The organism is Corallococcus sp. Z5C101001 (assembly GCF_007352635.1).
Taxonomy (GTDB): Bacteria; Myxococcota; Myxococcia; order Myxococcales; family Myxococcaceae; genus Corallococcus; species Corallococcus silvisoli.
Window position 1 is genome coordinate 305,979 of the sequence record NZ_VKLU01000011.1, and the last position, 20,186, is coordinate 326,164.

General features: G+C 71.4%; 18 protein-coding genes. 8 read left to right on the forward strand and 10 right to left on the reverse strand.

The features are described 5' to 3' along the window. Positions 1–120 precede the first annotated feature (120 nt). Positions 121–690 carry a Vps62-related protein gene (locus tag FOF48_RS25300; RefSeq protein ID WP_143905430.1) on the reverse strand — a complete coding sequence of 190 codons (570 nt, stop codon included), beginning with the start codon at positions 688–690 and terminating at the stop codon, positions 121–123. Positions 691–931: 241 nt separating this feature from the next. Then, complete coding sequence (locus FOF48_RS25305) at positions 932–1,960, reverse strand: serine hydrolase (protein ID WP_143905432.1); 1,029 nt, start codon at positions 1,958–1,960, stop codon at positions 932–934. A gap of 276 nt (positions 1,961–2,236) precedes the next feature. On the opposite strand from FOF48_RS25305, the gene FOF48_RS25310 reads away from it, so the two are divergent. The 3 genes from FOF48_RS25310 to FOF48_RS25320 all read left to right on the forward strand — a co-directional run bounded on the left by FOF48_RS25310 (position 2,237) and on the right by FOF48_RS25320 (position 4,982). Next, a complete protein-coding gene (locus tag FOF48_RS25310; protein WP_143905434.1) occupies positions 2,237–3,115 on the forward strand; it encodes an ATP-grasp domain-containing protein in 879 nt (292 codons plus the stop codon). 50 nt (positions 3,116–3,165) lie between these two features. After that, on the forward strand, positions 3,166–4,500 hold the full coding sequence (locus FOF48_RS25315; RefSeq protein WP_143905436.1) for a hypothetical protein: 1,335 nt from the start codon (positions 3,166–3,168) through the stop codon (positions 4,498–4,500). A 77-nt stretch (positions 4,501–4,577) separates the two neighbouring features. Continuing rightward, positions 4,578–4,982, forward strand: coding sequence for a hypothetical protein (locus tag FOF48_RS25320; protein ID WP_143905438.1), 405 nt, complete (start codon positions 4,578–4,580; stop codon positions 4,980–4,982). A gap of 375 nt (positions 4,983–5,357) precedes the next feature. Here FOF48_RS25320 and FOF48_RS25325 read toward each other — a convergent pair whose 3' ends face one another. The 5 genes from FOF48_RS25325 to FOF48_RS25345 all read right to left on the reverse strand — a co-directional run bounded on the left by FOF48_RS25325 (position 5,358) and on the right by FOF48_RS25345 (position 9,999). Then, positions 5,358–5,783: a hypothetical protein gene (locus tag FOF48_RS25325; RefSeq protein WP_143905440.1), complete on the reverse strand. Its 426-nt coding sequence runs from the start codon at positions 5,781–5,783 to the stop codon at positions 5,358–5,360. Further along, positions 5,780–6,229, reverse strand: coding sequence for a hypothetical protein (locus FOF48_RS25330; RefSeq protein ID WP_255442639.1), 450 nt, complete (start codon positions 6,227–6,229; stop codon positions 5,780–5,782). Before FOF48_RS25330 ends, FOF48_RS25325 begins: the two co-directional genes overlap by 4 nt. Before the next feature lie 730 nt (positions 6,230–6,959). Further along, positions 6,960–8,186, reverse strand: a complete 1,227-nt coding sequence (locus FOF48_RS25335; RefSeq protein WP_143905442.1) for a hypothetical protein — start codon at positions 8,184–8,186, stop codon at positions 6,960–6,962. A 45-nt stretch (positions 8,187–8,231) separates the two neighbouring features. Further along, the gene (locus tag FOF48_RS25340) at positions 8,232–9,074 is read right to left on the reverse strand and encodes an AraC family transcriptional regulator (RefSeq protein ID WP_255442640.1); all 843 of its coding nucleotides are present in this window, start codon (positions 9,072–9,074) and stop codon (positions 8,232–8,234) included. A 58-nt stretch (positions 9,075–9,132) separates the two neighbouring features. Next, the gene (locus tag FOF48_RS25345; RefSeq protein ID WP_143905446.1) at positions 9,133–9,999 is read right to left on the reverse strand and encodes a hypothetical protein; all 867 of its coding nucleotides are present in this window, start codon (positions 9,997–9,999) and stop codon (positions 9,133–9,135) included. Positions 10,000–10,360: 361 nt separating this feature from the next. Here FOF48_RS25345 and FOF48_RS25350 point away from each other — a divergent pair, with 361 nt between their 5' ends. Continuing rightward, a complete protein-coding gene (locus tag FOF48_RS25350) occupies positions 10,361–11,584 on the forward strand; it encodes a glycosyltransferase family 4 protein (protein WP_143905448.1) in 1,224 nt (407 codons plus the stop codon). A 48-nt stretch (positions 11,585–11,632) separates the two neighbouring features. Here FOF48_RS25350 and FOF48_RS25355 read toward each other — a convergent pair whose 3' ends face one another. Further along, on the reverse strand, positions 11,633–12,784 hold the full coding sequence (locus tag FOF48_RS25355; protein ID WP_143905450.1) for a DegT/DnrJ/EryC1/StrS aminotransferase family protein: 1,152 nt from the start codon (positions 12,782–12,784) through the stop codon (positions 11,633–11,635). A 260-nt stretch (positions 12,785–13,044) separates the two neighbouring features. On the opposite strand from FOF48_RS25355, the gene FOF48_RS25360 reads away from it, so the two are divergent. Continuing rightward, positions 13,045–14,259, forward strand: coding sequence for an SGNH/GDSL hydrolase family protein (locus FOF48_RS25360; RefSeq protein WP_186002062.1), 1,215 nt, complete (start codon positions 13,045–13,047; stop codon positions 14,257–14,259). A 120-nt stretch (positions 14,260–14,379) separates the two neighbouring features. Here the strand turns inward: FOF48_RS25360 and FOF48_RS25365 are convergent, their stop codons facing one another. Next, entirely contained in the window at positions 14,380–15,510 is a 1,131-nt protein-coding gene (locus FOF48_RS25365) for a hypothetical protein (protein ID WP_143905454.1), read from the reverse strand. Positions 15,511–15,638: 128 nt separating this feature from the next. On the opposite strand from FOF48_RS25365, the gene FOF48_RS25370 reads away from it, so the two are divergent. The 3 genes from FOF48_RS25370 to FOF48_RS25380 all read left to right on the forward strand — a co-directional run bounded on the left by FOF48_RS25370 (position 15,639) and on the right by FOF48_RS25380 (position 19,060). Next, entirely contained in the window at positions 15,639–16,268 is a 630-nt protein-coding gene (locus FOF48_RS25370) for a histidine phosphatase family protein (protein WP_143905456.1), read from the forward strand. Positions 16,269–16,488: 220 nt separating this feature from the next. Further along, positions 16,489–17,631 carry a trypsin-like serine protease gene (locus FOF48_RS25375; RefSeq protein ID WP_255442642.1) on the forward strand — a complete coding sequence of 381 codons (1,143 nt, stop codon included), beginning with the start codon at positions 16,489–16,491 and terminating at the stop codon, positions 17,629–17,631. 109 nt (positions 17,632–17,740) lie between these two features. Continuing rightward, on the forward strand, positions 17,741–19,060 hold the full coding sequence (locus FOF48_RS25380; protein ID WP_143905460.1) for a hypothetical protein: 1,320 nt from the start codon (positions 17,741–17,743) through the stop codon (positions 19,058–19,060). A gap of 22 nt (positions 19,061–19,082) precedes the next feature. Here FOF48_RS25380 and FOF48_RS25385 read toward each other — a convergent pair whose 3' ends face one another. Then, positions 19,083–20,183, reverse strand: coding sequence for a ferrichrome ABC transporter substrate-binding protein (locus FOF48_RS25385; RefSeq protein ID WP_143905462.1), 1,101 nt, complete (start codon positions 20,181–20,183; stop codon positions 19,083–19,085). Positions 20,184–20,186: the final 3 nt, after the last annotated feature.

Here is a 20,186-nt window from a genome sequence, read left to right on the forward strand (position 1 = left end):
CCAGCACGCGCGGGGCCACCGCGCGCGTCGGGTCGACAAGGGAGGGAGGCGGGAAAGACACGAGGCCCCGGAGAGCGGGTGCGCTCCAGGGCCTCGGGGCGGGCTTCGGTGTGAGGTGGACTAGGAGTTGGAGACGAGCTGCGAAGGCACCCAGACCGGCCCCACGGGCGGGTTGTAGTTGCCCTGCGCGTAGAACAGCCCGGGCGAGCTGGTGGCGTAGCAGGACACGTCCAGGTCCGCGCCGCTGCCCTCGTCACTCCAGATGAGCGAGCCGATGAGCCCCTGCTTCACGAGGTCGAAACGGATGCAGCGCAGGTTGGGGATGTAGGGCGAGTTGTAGCCCGTCTGCGACACCGCCCCGAGCGCCACGTAGCCCTGGGGCGCGATGGGCATCCAGAGCGAGCCGTCCATGTCCGCGCCGCTGCCCTGGTCGGTCCAGATGAGCGCATAGCCGGTGGGCGCCGCGAGCGCGGGGTTCGTCGGATCATCGTTCTGCACGGACACGGTGAGGACGGAGCCGGAGGGCGGGTTGTAGTTGCCCTGGGCGTAGTCCCCCAGCAGGAACGTGGTGTCACCGGACACGACGCCCCGGTAGAAACAGCCGTCCAGGTCCGCGCCGGAGCCCTTGTCGCTGTACATGAGCTGGAACTGGTTGACGGTGCCAAAGGTGAGGATCGGCGGGCCACTCATGGGGGTGCTCTCTTTCGATGGAGGCGGCGGGAGGTGCGTGGGTCCTCCGGCGCCGCGGGCCGGGGACGCACCCTCCTTGAGCAACCGCGATGCCACCGGCCCTCCCCGTGTGCTTTCCAGCGGTTGGCCCGTCCACGCGGGCCCCCGACCCGGATTCACGCGTGAACGCGCGCCGTCCTCGCGTGAATTCACGCGTCGACGCACGCACGCCCGGGGCGCGTGAAGCCGCGTCCCCCCGCCCTCAGCCGGGCAGCACCCGGGAGAGGAGCGCGAGCCCCGGCGCCTCCAGGGGCACGCGGCCCCGCAGCGCGGAGAACAGCGACCACCCGTGGTCGGACAGGAGCACCACGGCCGCGTCCGCCGCGACGCACAGGCCCATGAAGCCCACGGAGCCGCCCATCGCGGACGAGCGCCACACCACGTCGTGTCCGCGCACCCGGGAGACGTTCCACCCCAGGCCCCGCTGCCACGGCCCGGCCTTCACGCGGGGCGCCTGCATGCGGGACAGGGCCCGCGTGAAGAAGGGCTCCCCCCGCCCGAGGCTCGCTTCGAGGAAGCGCAGCACGTCCCCCACGGTGGCGTGCAGCGCCCCCGCCCCGGGGAGCGCCGGGAAGGTCCAGGGCGGCACGGGCTTGCCTCGCGCGGTGTGGCCGGACAACAGGCGCGGCGCCTGCTCGTCGGTGACGCGCGCCGTGGTGTCCGCGAGGCCCAGGGGCTTGCAGAGCAGGTCCCGCATCGCGTGCCCGTAGTTCAACACCGCGCGCCGGGAGAGCGCGTGGCCGAGCACGCCCATGCCCAGGAAGGACTCGGAGGACGGGTGCGGCGGCGGACGCTGGGGGTGGTAGCCCCGAAGGAACTCGCCGAACAGGCCCGCGGAGTAGTGGCCGAACGGGTCGTCCGGATTCTGGGGGGCCGCGTCCAGGTTGGGGGGCAGGTTGGGCAGGCCCGCGGTGTGCGTCGCCAGCTGCTCCAGGGTGATGGCGCGCGCGACCTCGTCGCTCAGCAACGACGCGGGGATCAACCGCCCCAGGGGCTCGTCGAGCCGCACGTCGCCCCGCTCCACCATCACCGACAGCAGCGCCGCGGTGAAGACCTCCGTGAGCGACCCCAGGGAGAAGATCGCCTCCGTGGACGGAGGGGGCCCCTTGTGGCGAAGGCCTTCGACGTGCGTCGTCCCTTGCCAGCTCATGGCCGCGCACACGGAGGCAGTGGGGTAGCCGCGCAGGTAGCGCCGCAGCTCCGCGTGGAGGAGATCCGAAGGGTTCGGCATGGGCTGGGGCTTTACGGGTCCCCTGCCCCGGGTGGCAAGCCCCCTGGAGGCCGGCGTGTCAGACGTCACCGTGAGGGGGCGTCGGAGACAGGAAGCCCTCCAGCTCCAGACATGCAGCCCGTGGTCGCGTGCTCACGCCTCCACCGTGGCCGTGTCAGGTCCCCTGTGTCCCGGCGTCAGCGAGGGCCCTGCCGTTCCACTCGCAATGACGAAAGGTGCCTGGATGCCCATCCCCCTTGTCGTGGTGGAGTCGTTCCGCGAAACCCGGAGGTCGCGATGAGCCCTTCGCGCGAGGCGACGGCGATCCTCTTCGGGCGCAACCCGCACCAGCCAGACCCCTTCGACGTGGAGGCCGACGCGGCGGAGGCCCTGGGTGTGGACACGTATCAGGCGGACCTCTCCGCCCTGCTGTCCGGGGACGCCGAGCGGGCGCTCAGCGGGGTGCCGGAGCGAGGGCGGCTGCGGCTGCTGTACCGGGGCTGGATGCTCACGGAGGAGGAGTACGGCGCGCTCGACGAAGCGGTGGCGGCGCTGGGGCACCGGCTGATGACGACGCCAGAGCAGTACGCCGCCGCGCACTACCTGCCCCGCTGGTATCCGCGCCTCGCCCGCTACACCGCGCGCTCCGTCTGGACGGAGGGGACGGACGTGGCGGAGGCGTGGCATGCGGCGCGGCGGCTCGGGCCGTCGCCGTGGATCGTGAAGGACCACGTGAAGTCCGCGAAGGAGCGCTGGGCGGAGGCGTGCTTCGTGCCCGCGGACGCCACGCGCGAGGACTTCGAGCGCGTCTGCCTGAACCTGCTCGACGCGCGAGGCGACCGCTTCGAGCGCGGCTTCGTGGTGCGCCGCTTCCTGCCGCTCAAGGTCTACGGGCGCACGCCCGAGGGGCCCGCGCACCTGGAGTTCCGGCTGTTCTTCGGCCGGGGCCGGCTGCTCGCGGCGGAGCCGTACCACGAGTTCGACGTGGAGGTGCCTGACTTCTCCGCCTTCGCGCCGCTGGGCCAGCGCATCGCGTCTCCGTTCTTCACGCTGGACGTCGCGATGCTGGAGGACGGGGGCTGGGCGGTGGTGGAGGTGAATGACGGCGGCGTCTCCGGCCTGCCGCCGGGGCTCGATCCCCGCGACCTCTTGGCCGCGCTGCTCGGCATCCGGTAGCCTGGAAGGCAGGTCCCGCCGCTGGAGGACCGGTGTTAGCGTCCACGGCCATGATGGACACCGCTCCCCGGCGACGGGGTTTGCTCCCGCGCCTCGCCGCCCTCCTGCTGCTCGGACTCGCCGCGTGCGGCGGCTGTCAGCGGACGGATGCCGAGCGCGCCGCGAAGGAGCGCGCGGAGATCGACCAGCGCATGCGCGACTCGGTCGCGCTCGTGCCCTACCGCGCGCTCAAGCTCACCCTGCGCGCGGACGGCGACCCGAAGGCCCCGGAGGAGGTCGCGCTGCTGTGGAGGGCCCTGGCCGAGACGCGCGCCCTGCCGGACAAGCCCCTCACGGACGAGGCGACGCGCGCGGCGGCCCGCACGTACCTGGACCTGGGCATCGCCTTCTACAAGGCGCGCAAGGCGCTCCAGACGCGCGACGAGGACGAATTTCCCCTGCTGTGGTCCCGGTGGGCCCCCACCTCCACGCCCCCCACGGCCTATGACGCGGGCCAGGAGCACGCCCTCTTCGCGGCCCTCTGGCTGCTGCTGGACGCCGCCGAGCGCTCCGACCGCGTCCCCGCCACGGAGCTCGTCTTCTACGAGCTGTCGCGCGCCACGCCCGCGCCCACCTGGCCCCCGTCCATGCGCGTCGCGGTGCGCGCGAACCGGGGGCTCTCCTTCTGCCTCGGCGGCTACCACTACGCCGCCGAGGAGGAGCTGACCGCCTTCCTCACCGAAGCCGAGCAGCTCCCCCCGGACGACTTCCCCGCCCTGCGGGACACCACGCCGGCGCAGTCACGCGAGGCGGCGCTCGCCGCGGGACACTTCCTGCGCGCGTGGAACCGCATGGGCCTGAAGCGTGAACGCGCCGCGGAGGACGACATCGAGCAGGGCCTGCGCTCGCTCCAGGCGCTGGGGGTGGAGAACGAGCTGACGTGGTGGGGCTGGGCCCTCATCCACACCCGGCGCGGACGCTACGAGGACGCCGCGGCGTCGCTCGACCGGCTCGCCGCCAGCCCCTTCCTGCAAGAGACGGAGCAGCGCGAGGTGCACGACAGCGCGGAGGCCTTGCGCAAGCACGGCGACAGCCTGCCGCTGTTCCAGCAGACGCGCGCGGGCCTGCTCCTGGGAAGGGCCCTGCTGGCGCGCGCGGGAGGACTGGAGCACGTGCTCACCGTGGTGCTCGGCCCCGAGCGGGCGAAGCAGCTCTACGCCCCGCTGCGCTGGATGGACCGCGTGCGGCAGGGCACCGCGAAGCTCTCTCCGGAGCAGGTGGCCCAGGGCGCGGGCGAAACGCTCGACCGCGCCCGGGAGGCGGGGAGCCGTGGCTGGAAGGCCCTCCAGCAGCGCCTGGACGACGCGGTCCCGGACAAGGCCACGGCCCAGGACGGCCCCCCATGAGTCGCCCACGCGGTGCCTCGCAGGGCTGAGTAATCCAGGATATCTTTTCTATCAAACTTGTCCTGGAGGAGTCTGTGATGAAGCGTTTCCTGTTCGTGGCGATGGCCGTGCTGGGATTGCAGGCGGTGGCGTGCGGCGGCCCGATGGATGCGGGCGAGCCCGGCGCGGAGCCGCCGGCGGCCGACGTCACGGCGATGTCCGTCTGTTCAACGACGTGCCCCGGGGGCGCGACCCTCTCCTGCACGGGCAACGTGTGCAACGCGGTGCAGGGCCAGTCGGTCACCTGTGACGGCCAGCGCAGCGACTGTCCCACGCTCCAGACGGTGACGTTCTACTGCGAGGCGGGGAACACCACGCTGAGCTGCAGTGGCTACTCCGTCCAGACGCTGCCCCCGCAGGGCAACAAGATCTGCGGCGGCGTTTCGTGCGACGGAGCCTCGACCTGGTGCCCGGCCTTCACCGACGACCGCGAGTGCTTCTGACTCGACCTTCGCCATTCCGGCCTGCCGCCCAAGCCGCCTGTGAGGGCGGCGGGTCCGAGGCATGCGCGGAGAGGATGCGGGAGAAGGTGCGAGCAGGGTCGGACCAGCAGACGCCGCAGAGGATGTCCTGAGCCGGATGGAGGACGTCGACCGGCTGGGTGCGCTGCCCTGTCGTGCACGCGGTGACGGCAGCGCTGGGGTCAAGTCCCGAATCAGACGGTCACCCCAGCTGCCGGTGACTTCGATGTCGCTTCGTTCGATGCGGCGGCGAGGCCGGGATTCTCGAACGGTCTCGCGTAGTGCAGCGACCCGCCCAGGGAGACTGGGGAGGGCCGCACTTCACCTGGCTTGGTGGGCGCCGTAGCGGGCTACCACCTACCGCTGTTGAGCGACGATGAGACCGCGTCGCACATCGACGGCGTAGAGCCCGCCGGCATCCGTGGCGCTGTCGTTCGGGTCGCAGAGTTCGGTATGCGCGTAGATGCCAACCAGGACGATGCCATCCGGCAGCTGCTCCACCGATACCTGGTAGACGTCGCGACGGAAGAGGCACAGCTCGACCGGCGTGGCGTCCTTGGGTGGCTTGCGGTCCAAGGGGAGAAAGTCATCCATCGCGAGTTGGACGGCGGTCGCGATGTCCCCACTGAGGAGCGTTGTCCGGCCCTCCTGAAAGGAGAGGGCCGGGAAGACGAACTTCTGGGCCTCTTCGGGAGGCGCGCGTGGTGGGCGCGTCGAGTGCCGGAATAGGGAGCACCCGCTCAACGCAACGAGCGACAGAACGAGCAGCGACGCACGTCTCATCGGGAGTCCTCCGGCACAGTCTGAATGATGCCGCTATCCTTGTTCATGACGCGCCCGATGAGCACCCAGCGACGCTCCTTTCGCACGTAGACCTCTCCGGGGCGTTCCTGCTCAAGGTATGGGATGTACATCTGCACGGTGCACGAGGTGTCCATCTGCACGCGGAACGAGTACCGCTGGCGAGACTTCCAGCGATCTTGAATGGAAAGCGACGAGTAGCGCCATGGGTGGGTGTGGTAGTCCGCGAGGATCGCCGTCCGCCCCCGCTCATCCACCACTCTTTTCGGCACGCGGCAGTCCTTGAAGTCGCTGTTCACGGCGCTCGGGCGCCGCGTCTCCAGGGCAGCGGGCCAGGACGCATAGTAGCGGCCCTCGTAAGAGTAGATGACGCCACAGTACTCCTGGCCATACTCGCCTTTCGGTGGCGCGGCGGCGGGCAACGCCATGAGCGGGGCGCACAGTTGGTCTATGATGGAATCTGCTTCGACGGAAGGGTCGATGGCGGGCCATGGCCCACGGACCCATGGAGTCTCGCGACCATCGCGGACCTCGATCCCAAAGTACGTCCCGTCGCCATCCCGGAGATACGAGTAGCCGCTGCACGCCGCGAGTAGCATGAGCGCTACCAGCCAGCGTAACGGCGTCAAGCCTTCACTGGCTCTCCAGGGGAAGCGGGGACCGAGTGCGCTGGCGGCACACGAGAGGGGGCGGGAATCCGTCATGGCATATCATGCCATGACGGATAAAAAATGAAGTTAAACCAGACATTTTTATCATGCTCTGGCGGGTGGGCGTCTGCATTCTGCGTGGTGCAACCTATCCCGTTGGTCGAGTGCACATCGAGCACCTCCCGTGCTTGGTGCTCGGCCTCGCGGTACGTGGAGCGCGCCGGCTCCGACCGCGTCCGTGCCCTGAAGATTACTGTCCATCTCCCGCTGCGCCAGCTGCCACGCCTCGTCCGCCTGCCCCAGGCGCTGCGCGAGCGCATCCCTTGTTGTCGTGTCCTTGGCGCAGGGAAGTGCAGGAGTCGTGCAGCCCAGAGCGGCTCTGGTTTCGCCTCCTTGAACAAGGGTCGGCAAGATGAACCGCGCCCCGTCGCGCCTTCTCTCAGAATCGACCCGCCGCCCTCACAGGCGGCTTGAGCAGCAGGCCGGAATGGCGAAAGTCGAGTCAGACTCAGGGCGTCGCCGCCTCGCCCAGCGCCTTCACGGGGTAGTGCCCCGGGGAGGCGCGGAAGCGGCGCTCCAGCTGGCCGGGCGCGAGCACGCCCCGCTCGAATAGCGCGAGCAGGAAGTCCTCGTAGGTGCCAGTCCGGGAGGAGCCGGCGCGCTTCAGCTCCTCGTAGAGCACGAAGGCCAGGACGTGGATGCCGTCATCGTGGTCCGCGAAGAACTCCGCGCCCGTGAGCGGCTGGCCGTCCCGCTTCCGCAGCAATCCCTCTCGCTCGCTGACGAAGACGTCGATGGCCTCCGCGCAGTCCTCCTCCGTCAGTCCGCGCGCCTCGGTGTAGCCGAACGCGGGGTCATGCTCGCGCACGAGCCGCTGGAAGTAGGGGTCCGCCTCCAGCGCCGACAGCCGCTCGTCGAGAACACCCGCGCGCACGAAGGGCGGGTGCAGCAGCTCATGCGCCGCCGTCTTCACCGTGACGTCCATGGGGTAGGTGGCGTCCGTGAGGAAGTTCCATCCCGTCACCCGGATGCCATGCGGCCGGGCGAACATGAGGACGTGCGCGTTCAGCGCGGCCACCTGGAGCTCCCGCCCCAGCACCTGCTCATCCCAGCCCACCACGTCATACGGGGCCAGCTTCGCGGCCAGCCCCGCGATGGCCTGCTCCACCTTCGGCAGGTACTCCGCGCGCCAGATGCGCGCGAACCCGACGCGCTGGAGGAAGGCCAGCAACACACCCAGGTCCTGCCGCACGTCCTCCATCTCCGCGAAGCCGTCCTCCTGGCCATACGTCGTGGCCAGGAAGGCCGCGCGCATCCTCCGCCACGCGGCGTCGTCCTCCACCGTCGCCGTCAGCCCGTCCACCGTGGTGGCCCCCGAGACCGAGAAGACGAGCGACAGGAAGGGGCCCACCATCTTCCCGCCCTGCTTCGCCATCCGCTCGGTGAGGTGCGCGAGCGCCGCCTGCTCCGGAGCGCCCAGCAGCGCGGAGAAGCGCTGGAACTCCGCCGGATAGTGGCGCGTGTAGAAGTCCTCGCCGCGCAGCAGGTTCAGCAGGCACAGGGCGTCATAGGCCTCCGACGGGCGGAGCACCCAGGGGGTGCGCCCCGCGTCCACGCGGTGCACCCCGGGCTCCCAGGGAGGAGGGACGGGCCGTGTGCCCGCGCAGGCGGACAGCATCAGGGCCGCCAACAGCGCCCCGGCACGGCGGAAGAGGATCCACGATTCCGAAGTCATGGTCGCCAGCGTGGACCGGGCCCGCGCTCGCGTCTTGGACGAAACCTACCGCCTGGAACGAGACGCAGGCCCCGCGAGCCGCCGGTACTCCGCCGGGGTCAGGTGCAGCCGGCGCCGAAACTCACGCGTCAGGTGGCTCTGGTCGCAGTAGCCCGCGTCGAGCGCGATGTCGCCGAGCGGCCGCTCCGTCTCGCGCAGCGCCCGGCCCGCCCGCTCCAGCCGCGAGCGCCGCAGGTACTCCGCGGGGCTGCACCGGTACGTCTGGCGGAACGCCCGGCCCAGCCGCAGGGGACTCACCCCCGCTTCCCGCGCCAGCGCCGCGAGCGTGGGCGGCGGCCCCCGGACCGCGTCGAGCCGCTCCTGGACGCGGCCCAGCCACGTCGGCGGGCCCCCTTCCTTGCGCGGCGCGGACGCGCGCACGGCCTCCGCCAGCAGCTCCAGCGACAACCCCTCGATGGCCAGCGCCGCCACGTCGTCCGCACGCCGGAACTCCTGGTAGACGCGCGCCCCCAACGTGGACAGCCGCACCGACGAAAGCTCCATCCGGGGATCCAACCCCGCGACGAGCGGACACCGCACCCGCCAGTACGCCTCCGAGAAGTCGATGTTGAAGGTGCGCGTGCGCACGTCCCGGATGTGCTGCGCGTGCGCGAGCTCGGGCGCCTGGAAGGCGACCGACCGCGGAGTGCACTCCCGGGCGCGCCCCTCCACCACGTCCGTGAAGCCCCCTTCCAGCGTGAGCCGGAAGCCCGCGTGGCGGTGCCGGTGCGGCGGCAACCGGACCCCGGGCGCGTAGGTGCTCTCCGTCAAGACGAGCCCCGGCACCTCCACGCGCTGGAGGGGGGTGCCCAGGTAATGGCCGAAGTCGAGGACAGGTGCGGAGGACACCCCTCCTTCATGCACGGGACCCGGCTCCATTGCATCCCCGGCCTCCGATTCCGTCCGCTCACGGCTGGCCCGTGAGCCAGGAATACGCGTGGGGGTAGCGCCAGCGGATGAAGGCGCGCGCCAGCGGATTCATGCCCCAGTGGATGGGGATGGGGTCCACGACGAAGCCCAGCCCGTCCTCGAACGGCTCCAGCGGCGCCGCGTCGGGCCCGTGCAGTCCCCCCACGAGCGTCCGGGCTTCAAAGCGGCGGCAGACCTGCGCGAACGCGTAGAGGAGGCCGGTGGAGATGTTCAGCGGCAGCGCCCAGCTGGCGTAGTACGCGCTGAACCCGTACGCGACGCCGTCCACCACGTAGCCATCCAGGTAGCCGCCCAGCTTTCCATCCACCAGCCCCGCGAGCACGCACCAGTGGTCCGATACGAAGTAGCGCCGCAGGCTCTTGAGGTACTCGTCCAGCGTGGGAATCTTCTTGGGGCGTGTTCGCGTCAGCGCATCCCGGATGACGCCGTAGCCCTGCTCCAGGAGCAGTGACGGGCCGGTGAGCTGGACGATGCGCACCAGGCGCTGGCACTGGCGCAGCTCGCCGCGCCGGTCGGAATCCAGGTGCTGGACGTCATAGGTGTCCAGGTCGCGCAGCCGCGCCACGGGCACCTGGCCGGTGGCCGCGCTCGCCGTCTCCGGCGTCAGCGCCGCCCGGAAGCCCCAGGACAGCGGGGTGGGGGCCGTGGCCTCGTCGGGCGTCAGCCGCGCCAGCAGGTGCACCGGCTGGAAGAAGCCGGGCAGGCCTGACTGCTCCCAGTAGTGCCCCCGGTGGGAGATGACGCGGACACCCTCCTCGCGACGGCGCTCGGCCAGCTCCCGCTCCGTGAGGCACGTGAAGTGGGCCTCCGTGACCTCACGCAGCTGGGGAAGGGACAGGACCATGGAAACCCCTCGACGAACGGCCGGGAGCGTCAGGAACGGGGGCGCGCCTTGACGCAGCCAGAGGGTATCGGGGCAGGCCTGGCGTCTGTCATTACCCCCGGAGGGAGGCGACGATGTCTTGATTCGGGCGCTCGCCCTCCACTCGGCCCTGGAGGATGGGCCCGGTGTCGCCTCGCTGGGGACCCCTAACGCGTTCCAGACACTTGGCGCGCGGTGGGCTTACGCTCGCATCCGCGACCCCAAAGACTTGCGCCCCATGCAACGGGGCCTCCTCCGGGCCACGGTGTCATGCGTGAGCGCCTGCGCTGGGGGCCCGAGGTACGCCCCCATCCGCGGCCTTCACCCACAGGAGCCGCCTCACATGCGCATCGTCTACCTGCACCAGCACTTCAACACGCCCACCCCGCACGGGGACACACGCTCCTACGAGCTGGCCCGCAGGCTGGTCACCCTGGGCCACGAGGTCCACATGGTGACGTCCGACCCGCGCACGGACGGCGGCGCGGGCCGGGGCTGGCGCGAGTCCAACGAGAGCGGCATCCAGGTGCACTGGCTCCCGGCGCCCTCCAGCGGCGCGATGAGCTACACGGAGCGCGTCCGGACCTCGGGCCACTTCGCGCTCAACGCCACACGCCGCGCGGCGCGGCTGCCGGCGGACGTGTTCTTCGCCACCAGCACGCCGCTCACCATCGCGGTGCCGGGCATCGCCGCCTCGCGGTGGAACAAGCGCCCCATGGTCTTCGAGGTCCGCGACCTCTGGCCCGCCTTCCCCATCGCCGTGGGTGCCCTCAAGAGCCGCTCCGCCATCCTGGCCGCGCAGCTCCTGGAGAAGGCGGCCTACGCGGGCGCGGAGCACATCGTCGCGCTGTCCCCGGGGATGAAGGCCGGCGTGCAGGCGGCGGGCGTGGCTCCAGAGAAGATCACCATCATCCCCACCCTCTGCGACCCGGAGCGCTTCCAGGTGCCGGCGTCCGCGGGCGCGGAGTTCCGCCAGAGGCATGCGTGGCTGGGGAACCGCCCCATGGTGCTGTACGCCGGCACGCTGGGGCTGGTGAACGGCGTGGACTACCTGGTCCGGGTGGCGGCGGAGATGCGCGAATGGGACCCGGAGGTGCGCTTCGTCATCATGGGCCGGGGCCGCGAGGAGGCCTCGCTGCACGCGCTGGCGGAGGCGCTGGGCGTGAAGGACCAGAACCTCTTCTTCCTGCCCGGCGTGCCCAAGGAGCAGGTGCCCGCGCTGCTGAGCGCGGCCTCCCTGGCCATGTCCCTCTTCACTGACGTGACGGGCATGCAGGACACCTCCGCCAACAAGTTCTTCGACGTGCTCGCGGCGGGACGCCCGCTGGCGCTCAACTATGGAGGCTGGCAGGCGGAGCTGATGGACCGGGAGCCCTTCGGCCTGCGCCTGCCGCCCAAGGACATCCCCGCCGCGGCGCGCATGCTGGCGCGCCGGCTGCGCGACCCGAAGTGGCTCGCGGAGGCCGGGGCGCTGGCGAGCAGGCTGGGCCGGGAGCGCTACTCCGCGGACACCGCCGCCCAGCGGCTGGCGGAGGTGCTACAGCGCGCGGCCCGGGCCCGGTCATGACGAACCGCCCGGTGGAGCGCCACGCCACCGGGCCGCGCCCCCTGCCCGTCAACCCGTGGTCCGCAGCGCCTGTTTCCGGGGAGTGGCGCGAACCGCCTCCACCACCCGCTCCAGCTCCCGGGCCGTGAGGCTGGAGCCAGAAGGCAGGCACAGCCCCTGACGGAAGAGCTCCTCCGCCACGCAGCCCCGCCGCCGTTCGAAGTTCGCGAAGACGGGTTGCAGGTGCATGGGCTTCCACACCGGCCGCGCCTCGATGTTCTCCCGCTCGAGCGCGCTCCGCACCGCCTCCCGGTCCGCGCCGAACACCGCCGGGTCGATGGTGATGGCCGTCAGCCAGCGCGTATGCCGGCCCCACGGGGCCTCCGGCATGAACGCGATGCCGGGCAGGTCCTGGAAGGCGTTCGCGTAGAACGCGTGGTTCGCGCGGCGCGCCGCCACCCGGTCCTCCAGCACCTGCAACTGCCCCCGGCCAATCCCAGCCAGCACGTTGCTGAGCCGGTAGTTGTAGCCAATCTCCGAGTGCTGGCAGTGCGTCGCCGTGTCCCGGGCCTGCGTGGCCAGCTTGAGCGCGTGCCGGGCCAGCTCCCCGTCCGGCGACACCAGCATCCCGCCCCCGGACGTGGTGAGGATCTTATCGCCGTTGAACGAATAGATGCCCACCCGCCCCACGGTGCCCGGCACGCGGCCCTTGTACGTGCTGCCCAGGGCCTCCGCCGCGTCCTCCACCATGGGCACGCCGTAGCGGTCGCACGCGGCCAGGAGCGGATCCAGGTCCGCGCTCTGGCCGTAGAGGTGCACCACCACCACGGCGCGCGGCAGCCGGCCCACTCGGGCGCGCATCGCCAGCTCCTCCTCCAGCAGCACCGGGTCCATGTTCCAGGACGTGCGCTCGCTGTCGATGAAGACGGGCGAAGCCCCCAGGTAGCGGATGGGGTTCACCGTCGCGGCGAAGGTGAGCGTGCTCACCAGCACGTCATCTCCGGGCCCCACGCCCAGCAACTGGAGCGCCAGGTGGAGCGCGGCCGTGCCGGAGCTCAGCGCGACCGCGTGAGGCGTGCCCACGCACCGGGCGAACTCATCCTGGAAGGCGTCCACGTGCGGCCCCAAGGGGGCGATCCAATTGTTCTCGAACGCTTCGTCGACATAGCCGCGCTCGAGCGTGCCCATGTGGGGTGAGGACAGGTGGATGCGGGAGGACATGCGACTGGCTCCAATCGGGGGGCCGGGGGCATGGCCCCGGTGAAGGCATGGAGCGTTCGCACACTCCCCTCCCCCGCGCGCTCGGGCCGGAGGAGGGGGGTTCTGTCCGCATTGTGGAACTGGGGCATGTCCGCAAAAAGCCACACGCGTCGCGCTCCTCCAGGGGGCCCATCCTTCCGGATGAGGGTGGAGGAATGGGGCCCTCGGGAGAGGTCATGGAGCGACAGCGCAGGTCGTCCCGTGTCGGAGCGCCGCGGGGTGTGTTTCGCGCGTTGCTCACCGTGGCCTGTGTGCTGGGCGGGCCCCGTGTCGAGGGCCAGGAGCGTGTGCCGCTCCCTCCACCGTTCTGGCTCCCCGCCTTCACCGCGCCCATGCATCCGTCGGCCAGCGGCGCTCGCGCCGCCGAGCTCGCCGGGCCCAGCTTCCGCGCCCAGACGGTGCGGATGTTCGTGCGTCCGACGCTGGCGGGCCCTCGCCTGAGGCTCGTGTTGAGCAACCAGTACGGGACGCAGCCCCTGCGGCTGGAGGCGGTCCGGGTGGCCCTGCGAGTCAGCGGCATCACCATCGACCCCGCGACGGTCCGGGAGGTTCGCTTCGCGGGTGCGGCCTCCGTCAGCATCCCTCCAGGCCGGACGGCCGTCAGTGAAGCCGTCGAGCTCGCGGTCGATGGCCAGCGGGATGTGGCCGTCTCGCTCTATTTCCTGGAGCGCTCGGGCGCGGTGACGTGGCACCTCCAGGGCGCCAACAGCACCTATGTCTCCGCGAGCGGCGACCACACGGCGGCGCGGACCTTCGAGTCCGCGCTCACGACGCGCAGTCTCTATTTCCTCACCGCGCTGCACGTGGACGCGGCGCACGACGCATCCCTGGTCGCGACGTTCGGTGACTCCATCACCGACGGCGCGGGCTCCACGGTGGACACGGGGCGCTCGTGGCCGGCCCGCCTGGCCCAGCGGCTGGCGGCGCGGGGTGGCAAGCCCGTGGGCGTGCTCAACGCGGGGCTGTCAGGGAACCGGCTGTTGAAGGACGACTATGGGCCCAAGGGGTCGCAGCGCTTCGAGCGAGACGTGCTGGCCCAGCGGGGCGTCAAGGCCGTCATCCTCCTGGAGGGCATCAACGACATCGGTCGGTCGGGGCCCGCTTCCGGAGCAGTGACCGCCGCGCAAATCATCCAGGGTTACGAACAGCTCATCCAGCGTGCGCGGGCCAAGGGCCTGAAGGTGTATGGCGGAACCCTGACGCCCATGCAGGGCCACCCCTACTTCACGCCGGAGCACGAGGCCCTGCGCGAGGCCGTGAACCAGTGGATCCGTGGCGCTGGCGGGTTCGATGCGGTGATTGACTTCGAGGCGGCGGTGAGAGACCCGGCCAACCCCGACGCGATCCGCAAGGAGCTGACCGTGGAGGGACTGCATCCCAATGACGCGGGCGCCGAGCGCATGGCCAACGCCATCGACCTCCGCCTGTGGGAGTAAACGTCCGCCACGGCACTCGACGCCATCGCGCTTCGCCCCCGTCACGTGACTCCAGCCTGTCTGGCCGCGTCCTTCACGTGGACGGACCCGCGCGGGTCCCCGTCCACGGGGCACCGCCAATCAGCGCGAGCGCAATGGCGACACCCCGCGGACCTCCCCCGGCGGCAGCGGACCGATGTGCTTCATCCACTGGCTGAACTCCTTCTCATGGGGGAAGACATTGAAATAGACATCGCCGACGGTGCCCGTGGTGGGCGTGGCCCGCAGCCAGAGATGCAACGAGCCATCCTCCCCCAGGCGCGCGAGCCCGATGGCATCCGGGGCGGGTGTCCCAGGGGATGCCGGCACGGGAGGCCCGCCGCCCTCCTCCGGCGTCCGCTGGAGCGCGGCAAGCACCTCGCGAGCCGAGTCCCGCCACAGCGCGCCGGTCCCGGAGAGGCCCTGTCGTGCGTCGAGCCGCCGGGCGATTTCGGGGAGGAGTTGGGGACGCAGCCGCTCGATGGCCGCGGCGCTCCAGCCCGTGGAGCGCCGGCTCCGGTTCAGACACCCGAGGAGCCGCTCCAGGTCGGCCTCGGACAGGAACGCGTCCGACCGCGCGAGCCAGGTCTCGTAGAAGGCGGGGAGGAACCACTCCTGCTCATGCCTCACGACCGCGACGGACCGGTTCCAATCCCAGGACGGGGCCAGCCCCAGCTCCTCCGGGTTCCAGGTGCGGAAGCCGGTGCGCCCGTCAACGAACTTCAGGAACTCGCGCCAGCGCGCCTCCGGGCTGGCCAGGGACTCGATGCGCGTCCGGCATCGGCGCAGGTCCTCGGGCGTGGCGGCGGGGTCCGTCACCACCAGGTCGCAGGACTTCTCCACCGCGCCGCGCTCGACCTCCGCGCGCAGCCCCCTGCGCTCCTTCCGGCGCCGGGACTCGAAGGCGCGGCCGGCCAGCGCCTCGCCCCCAAGGAGCGCCAGGAAGACCGCCGCCGCGCACGGCAGCCCCACCGCCAGGGGCAGGCCCAGGCCCAGGGGCACCTCGCCCCACGGCCGCGAGGAGAAGAAGCGCCGCCAGATGACCCACAGGGTGAGGAGCAGCGGGACGATGGCGATGACGGCCGAGAGCGCGTTCATCGCCCGATGCGCGAGGGTGATGCCACGGCGGTAGGCCTCGCCGCTGAAGGCCAGCGCCACGAACGTGGCCCCCATCAGGGCCACGGCCAGCACCAGCTCCACCCCCAGACCCACCACCGCCAGGAACGTGCCCATTGGAAGGCTCCCTCGACACCGGCGGGGAGCCGGGGCCCCACCGTAGCGCAAGCCGCTTCACCCGGCGGTGGACGGGCGCCGCCCATGCGCCTTGCTCCCCCGGGGCCTTGCCCGTCACGCTTGAGCCCATGACGACAGAATTCATCCTGCTCCGGCACGGGGAGACGGAGTGGAACGCCCAGGACCGTTTGCAGGGACACATGAACAGCTCCCTGAGCCGCGAAGGGCTGCGGCAGGCGGACGCCCTGGCCGAGCGCCTCGCCACCCTCCCCTTCCAGGCGCTCTACAGCAGCGACCTGGATCGCGCGGTGGAGACGGCGGCCCGCATCGCGGCGAGTACGGGTCACGCCCTCCAGCCGGATGCACGCCTGCGCGAGCGTGCGCTGGGCATCCTCGAAGGGCTGACGCGCATGGAGGCCCGACAGCGATACCCAGACGTCTTCGCCGCGTACACGGAGGGCGGCGCCGACTACGTCGTCCCCAAGGGCGAGAGCGCGTCCCAGCGACTGCGGCTGGCGCTCCAGTGTCTGGGGGAGCTGGGGGCACGGCACCCGGAGGCCCGCGTCGTGGTGGTCACCCATGGAGGGCTGCTCAGCGGACTGCTCCGCCATTGCCTGGGCATCCCGCCGTCCACGCCACGCGCCTTCTCCGTCCTCAACGCCGGCTGGAACCAGTTCGACCTGCACGAAGGCGGCTTCCGGATGGTGACCTGGGGGGACGTCAGCCACCTGCGCGGCCTCAGCCTGGATGACACGTGACCCGCGGCCACGGGACAACAGGCCGCGTGCCACCGAGCGTCGGCCCCTGGACAGCCCGCGGTGCCATCCAGCGATGGGTGGACAACACCATCACAGGAGCTATCCAGTTGCGTTAATTGCCAGGGCGGGGGCGCTTAGCAAGACGTGCAGGGCCCATCCAGAGTCGTTCGGTCTCCCGTTTCATCACTTCACCGAGGCCAACATGTTTTCAGGACAGGTCGTGCGCCGTTGGACCGCCGCCAGCGCGGTTTCGCTGCTGATCATCGGGTGTGGTCCCCAGGCCACCGAGGAGCAGCCGCCCCAGCCGGGGGCTCCCGCCGCCACGTCGCAGGAAATCGTCGGTGGCGCCAACACCACCATCGCGCAGAACCCGTGGCAGGTGTCGCTGCAGAGCAGCGGCGGCAGCCACTTCTGCGGCGGCACCATCATCAACGAGAGCTGGATCCTCACCGCGCAGCACTGCGTGAACTCCGGGGGCAGCATCTCCAAGCCGGGCCGCGTGGTGGCCGGCATCACCAAGCGCAGCGGCAGCAGCGCCGGGCAGATCCGCACGGTGTCGCAGGTGTTCGTCTACCCGGGCTATGTCGACGCCAACGTGGGCAAGGACGCGGCGCTGCTGAAGCTGTCCTCGCCGCTGGACCTGAGCGGCGCGAACGCGAAGGCCATCCCGCGGGTCACCGAGGAGGACGAGGCGGCGGGCGTGACCAACGCGGGCGTCATCGCGCGCGTCACGGGCTGGGGCACGCTGAGCAGCGGCTCCTCCTCCCTGCCGGACACGCTCCAGACGGTGAACGTGGCCCTCATCACCAACGCCTCCGCGCAGTCCAGCTACCCCAGCGAGACCATCGGCGCGGACCAGCTGGGCGCGGCGTCGCCGGGCAAGGACTCCTGCCAGGGTGACAGCGGGGGGCCCCTCACCGTCCTCAAGGGCGGCACCCAGGTGCTCGCGGGCATCGTGAGCTGGGGCTACGGCTGCGCCGACGCGCGCTACCCGGGCATGTACGGCCGCGTGTCGTCCTTCGAGAACTGGATCACCAACACCCTCAACGGCGCGTCCCACGGCACGACGGTGCTCGACCTGGGCGGCCTGTCGGGCGCCACCGGCTCCTTCACGCACTACGCCATCAACGTCCCCTCGGGCACCACCGCGCTGACGGTGTTCCAGTCGGGCGGCACGGGCGACGCGGACCTGTACGTGCGCCAGGGCGCGCAGCCCACCACGTCCCTGTACAACTGCCGCCCGTACGCCAGCGGCAACGAGGAGACCTGCACCTTCAACACCCCCACCGCCGGCACCTGGTACGTGTCCGTGCGCGGCTACAGCGCGTTCACGGGCGTCTCCTTGAAGGCCACCGTGCAGTAGCCCTCCGCCTGGCGCGGGTGTGCGCCGCGAAGCCCTCTTCGTCCCGCGCGGAGGAAGGGGGCTTTCGTGTTTCGTCCCTCTCTCGCGTCCTGGGTGCTAGACCTACCGGATGGCCCGGAACGTCCCCAGAGCCTCCCGCTGCCCCCACTGCAACGCACCCTTCACGCCGCAGGTCTCGCGGACGCACTACACCTGCGGCTACTGCGGCCATGCGTTCGACCTGGAAGGGCCGCCTTCGATTCCGCCCGCCCCGCCAGCGCCCGCCTCCGCGCCGACGAACCCGCAGGTCGCGATGATCATCGCGGGGTCCGTGGGGGTGCTCCTGCTGGGGGTGATCGTCGCGGTGTTCGCATGGCGCGGCGACCCTCCAGAGGAGGTCCCCCCCTCCAGGCCCCAGCCCGTCTCCAGCCCGCCCCCGGCCGTTGTCCCCCCGCCCCCCTTCGTTCCCAGTCCTCCTCCGCCGCCCCGCCCGGAGCGCCTCCAGTGGGCGGAGCGGGATGCGCCGGTGTTCGTGGACCTCAACGGGGATGGGACCGACGAGATCATCGGGCACGTGAGCCGCTACAACTCCGGCTCGACGGACCTGGTGGCCGCCTTCGACGGGAAGACGTTCGAGAAGCTCTGGGAGACGCTGCCCTCGGAGGGGCCGGATGCCTCCAGCACGACGAAGGTCATCGCCCAGGGCGGGCGGCTGGTGATGAGCGAGCAGCGCGCGGTGAACCTGCTGGAGCTCGAAACGGGCAAGCGGCTGGGGCGCGTGGCGCTGTCGGACTCGCCGCGCCGGCTCTGCATCCCGCCAGGAGACACGGAGTCCGTCTGGGTGGAGGTGGTGGACCGCAAGCACCTGCTCTTCAACACCCGCACGGCCACCGCACGGCCCGCGCCCCGGGCCCCGCCCGGCTGCGCGACGCCGCCCCTGAGCCCCCAGACCTGCAACATGCTCCGCCCCGCGGAACACCCCACGCCCTGCATCCGCTCCAGCTACCCGCCCTCCGACATCCGCGGCTTCTCCACGCAGTACCTCTACCGGGCGAACGGCTACACCCTGGCGCTGGGCTCGCGGTGGCCGGGGACGCAGGTGCCCCTGGTGGCGGTGTACGAGCCTGGGAACCGGAAGCCCCTGTGGCACGGCGTCGTCGCGGACGGGGATCCGCTCCTGCTGAGGGACACGCCCCCGAAGACCGCCGACATCACCCGTGACGCGGTGTACATCCTCTACGAGATGGAGCAGGGAGGCGCGCGGCTCATCCGGCGCGACCTGCGCACCGGCGCCATCGCCTGGGACGTGGCGGTGCCCCGCACCAACATGGGCACGTCCCCGTCCGTCATCTGGATCCAGGGCGAACGCATCTACGTGCCGCACTGGCAATCGCTGGAGGTGTTCGACGCGGCGACGGGCAACCTCGTCGGCACGCTCGGACCAGAGTGACGCGGAGGAAGCGTCCCGCGCCTCAGTAGACGGCGAGCAGGTGGATCTTCACGCGGGGGTTGCCGAGGTATTCCTCCAACCGCCAGCGGGTCCACATCCCGTCCTCATGGATGCCCACGCCGCCATCCGTGGGGGCGTCCGCGCTGGCGAGCGCATCGCGCAGCTGCGACACCGCCCAGGTGTCGAACTTCGGATCCCCGGAGCCTTCCAGCACCTTGAGGTCCACCAGGCGGCCATCGCGCGCCTGCCGCACCTCCACGATGGCGGCGAGCGCGAGCACGGGGGCCGTGACATCCATCATGGCCATGTTCGCCGCGCGCCCGGACTCCGCGGCGGCGCGCATCCGGTCAAAGCCTTCCATCCGGAAGTCGCGCTCCTTCGTGGAGTCGGGACTGCCCGTGCGGCCGAACCGCTCCATCGCCTCCAATTGTTCGCGCCGCAGCCGCCCGAGCACCACGCGGGCATCGGGCGGGGGCGGGTCCACCAGCCGCTCCGCGAAGCCCTGGCGCAGCTTCGCGAAGTAGGGAGGCATCGCGCCCCCAGAGGCCCGCGCCGCCGCCGCCGCGTCCTTGGCCCACCCGTCCACCCGCCGCTGCACGTGCTCCGCCTCCAGGGCGGCCAACGCCTTCGGGTCGGGCTGCGAGCCGGGGTCGTTGCGGATCGTCCGTCCCGTCGACGGCGGTCCTCCCTTCAGCAGCCCGCCGCCCATCAGCCCCCGAGGATTCAGGTCGAGCTTGGGGCCCGCGCTCGGGACATCCCCGCCCCGCGGCGTGGAGGCCGCGGCCAGCGCGTCGGAGCGTTGCGCTGACGGCGTGCTCTCCGCCAGCGCATCGGGCGCCATCGGCTCTGGCGCGGGCCTGGAGGGCGCTTCATGAGGGGCGGGCTGCGCGATGGGCGCTGTCGGTGCACGCGGGGCCGACCTGGGCGGCTTCGGAACGGGCCGGGCGGGAGGCGGCGTGGACACGGGCGGCGAATCCCGGGTCACGATCTCCATCTCGATGGCCCGCGGCGCGGACGGCCTCCGCACGCGTCCGGCGGAGCTCCGCGACAGCGCCAGGAAGAGCGCCGCGTGCAGGAGCCCTGACACCAGGACCAGGAGGAACAGCTGTGAGCGCCGGGACACGGC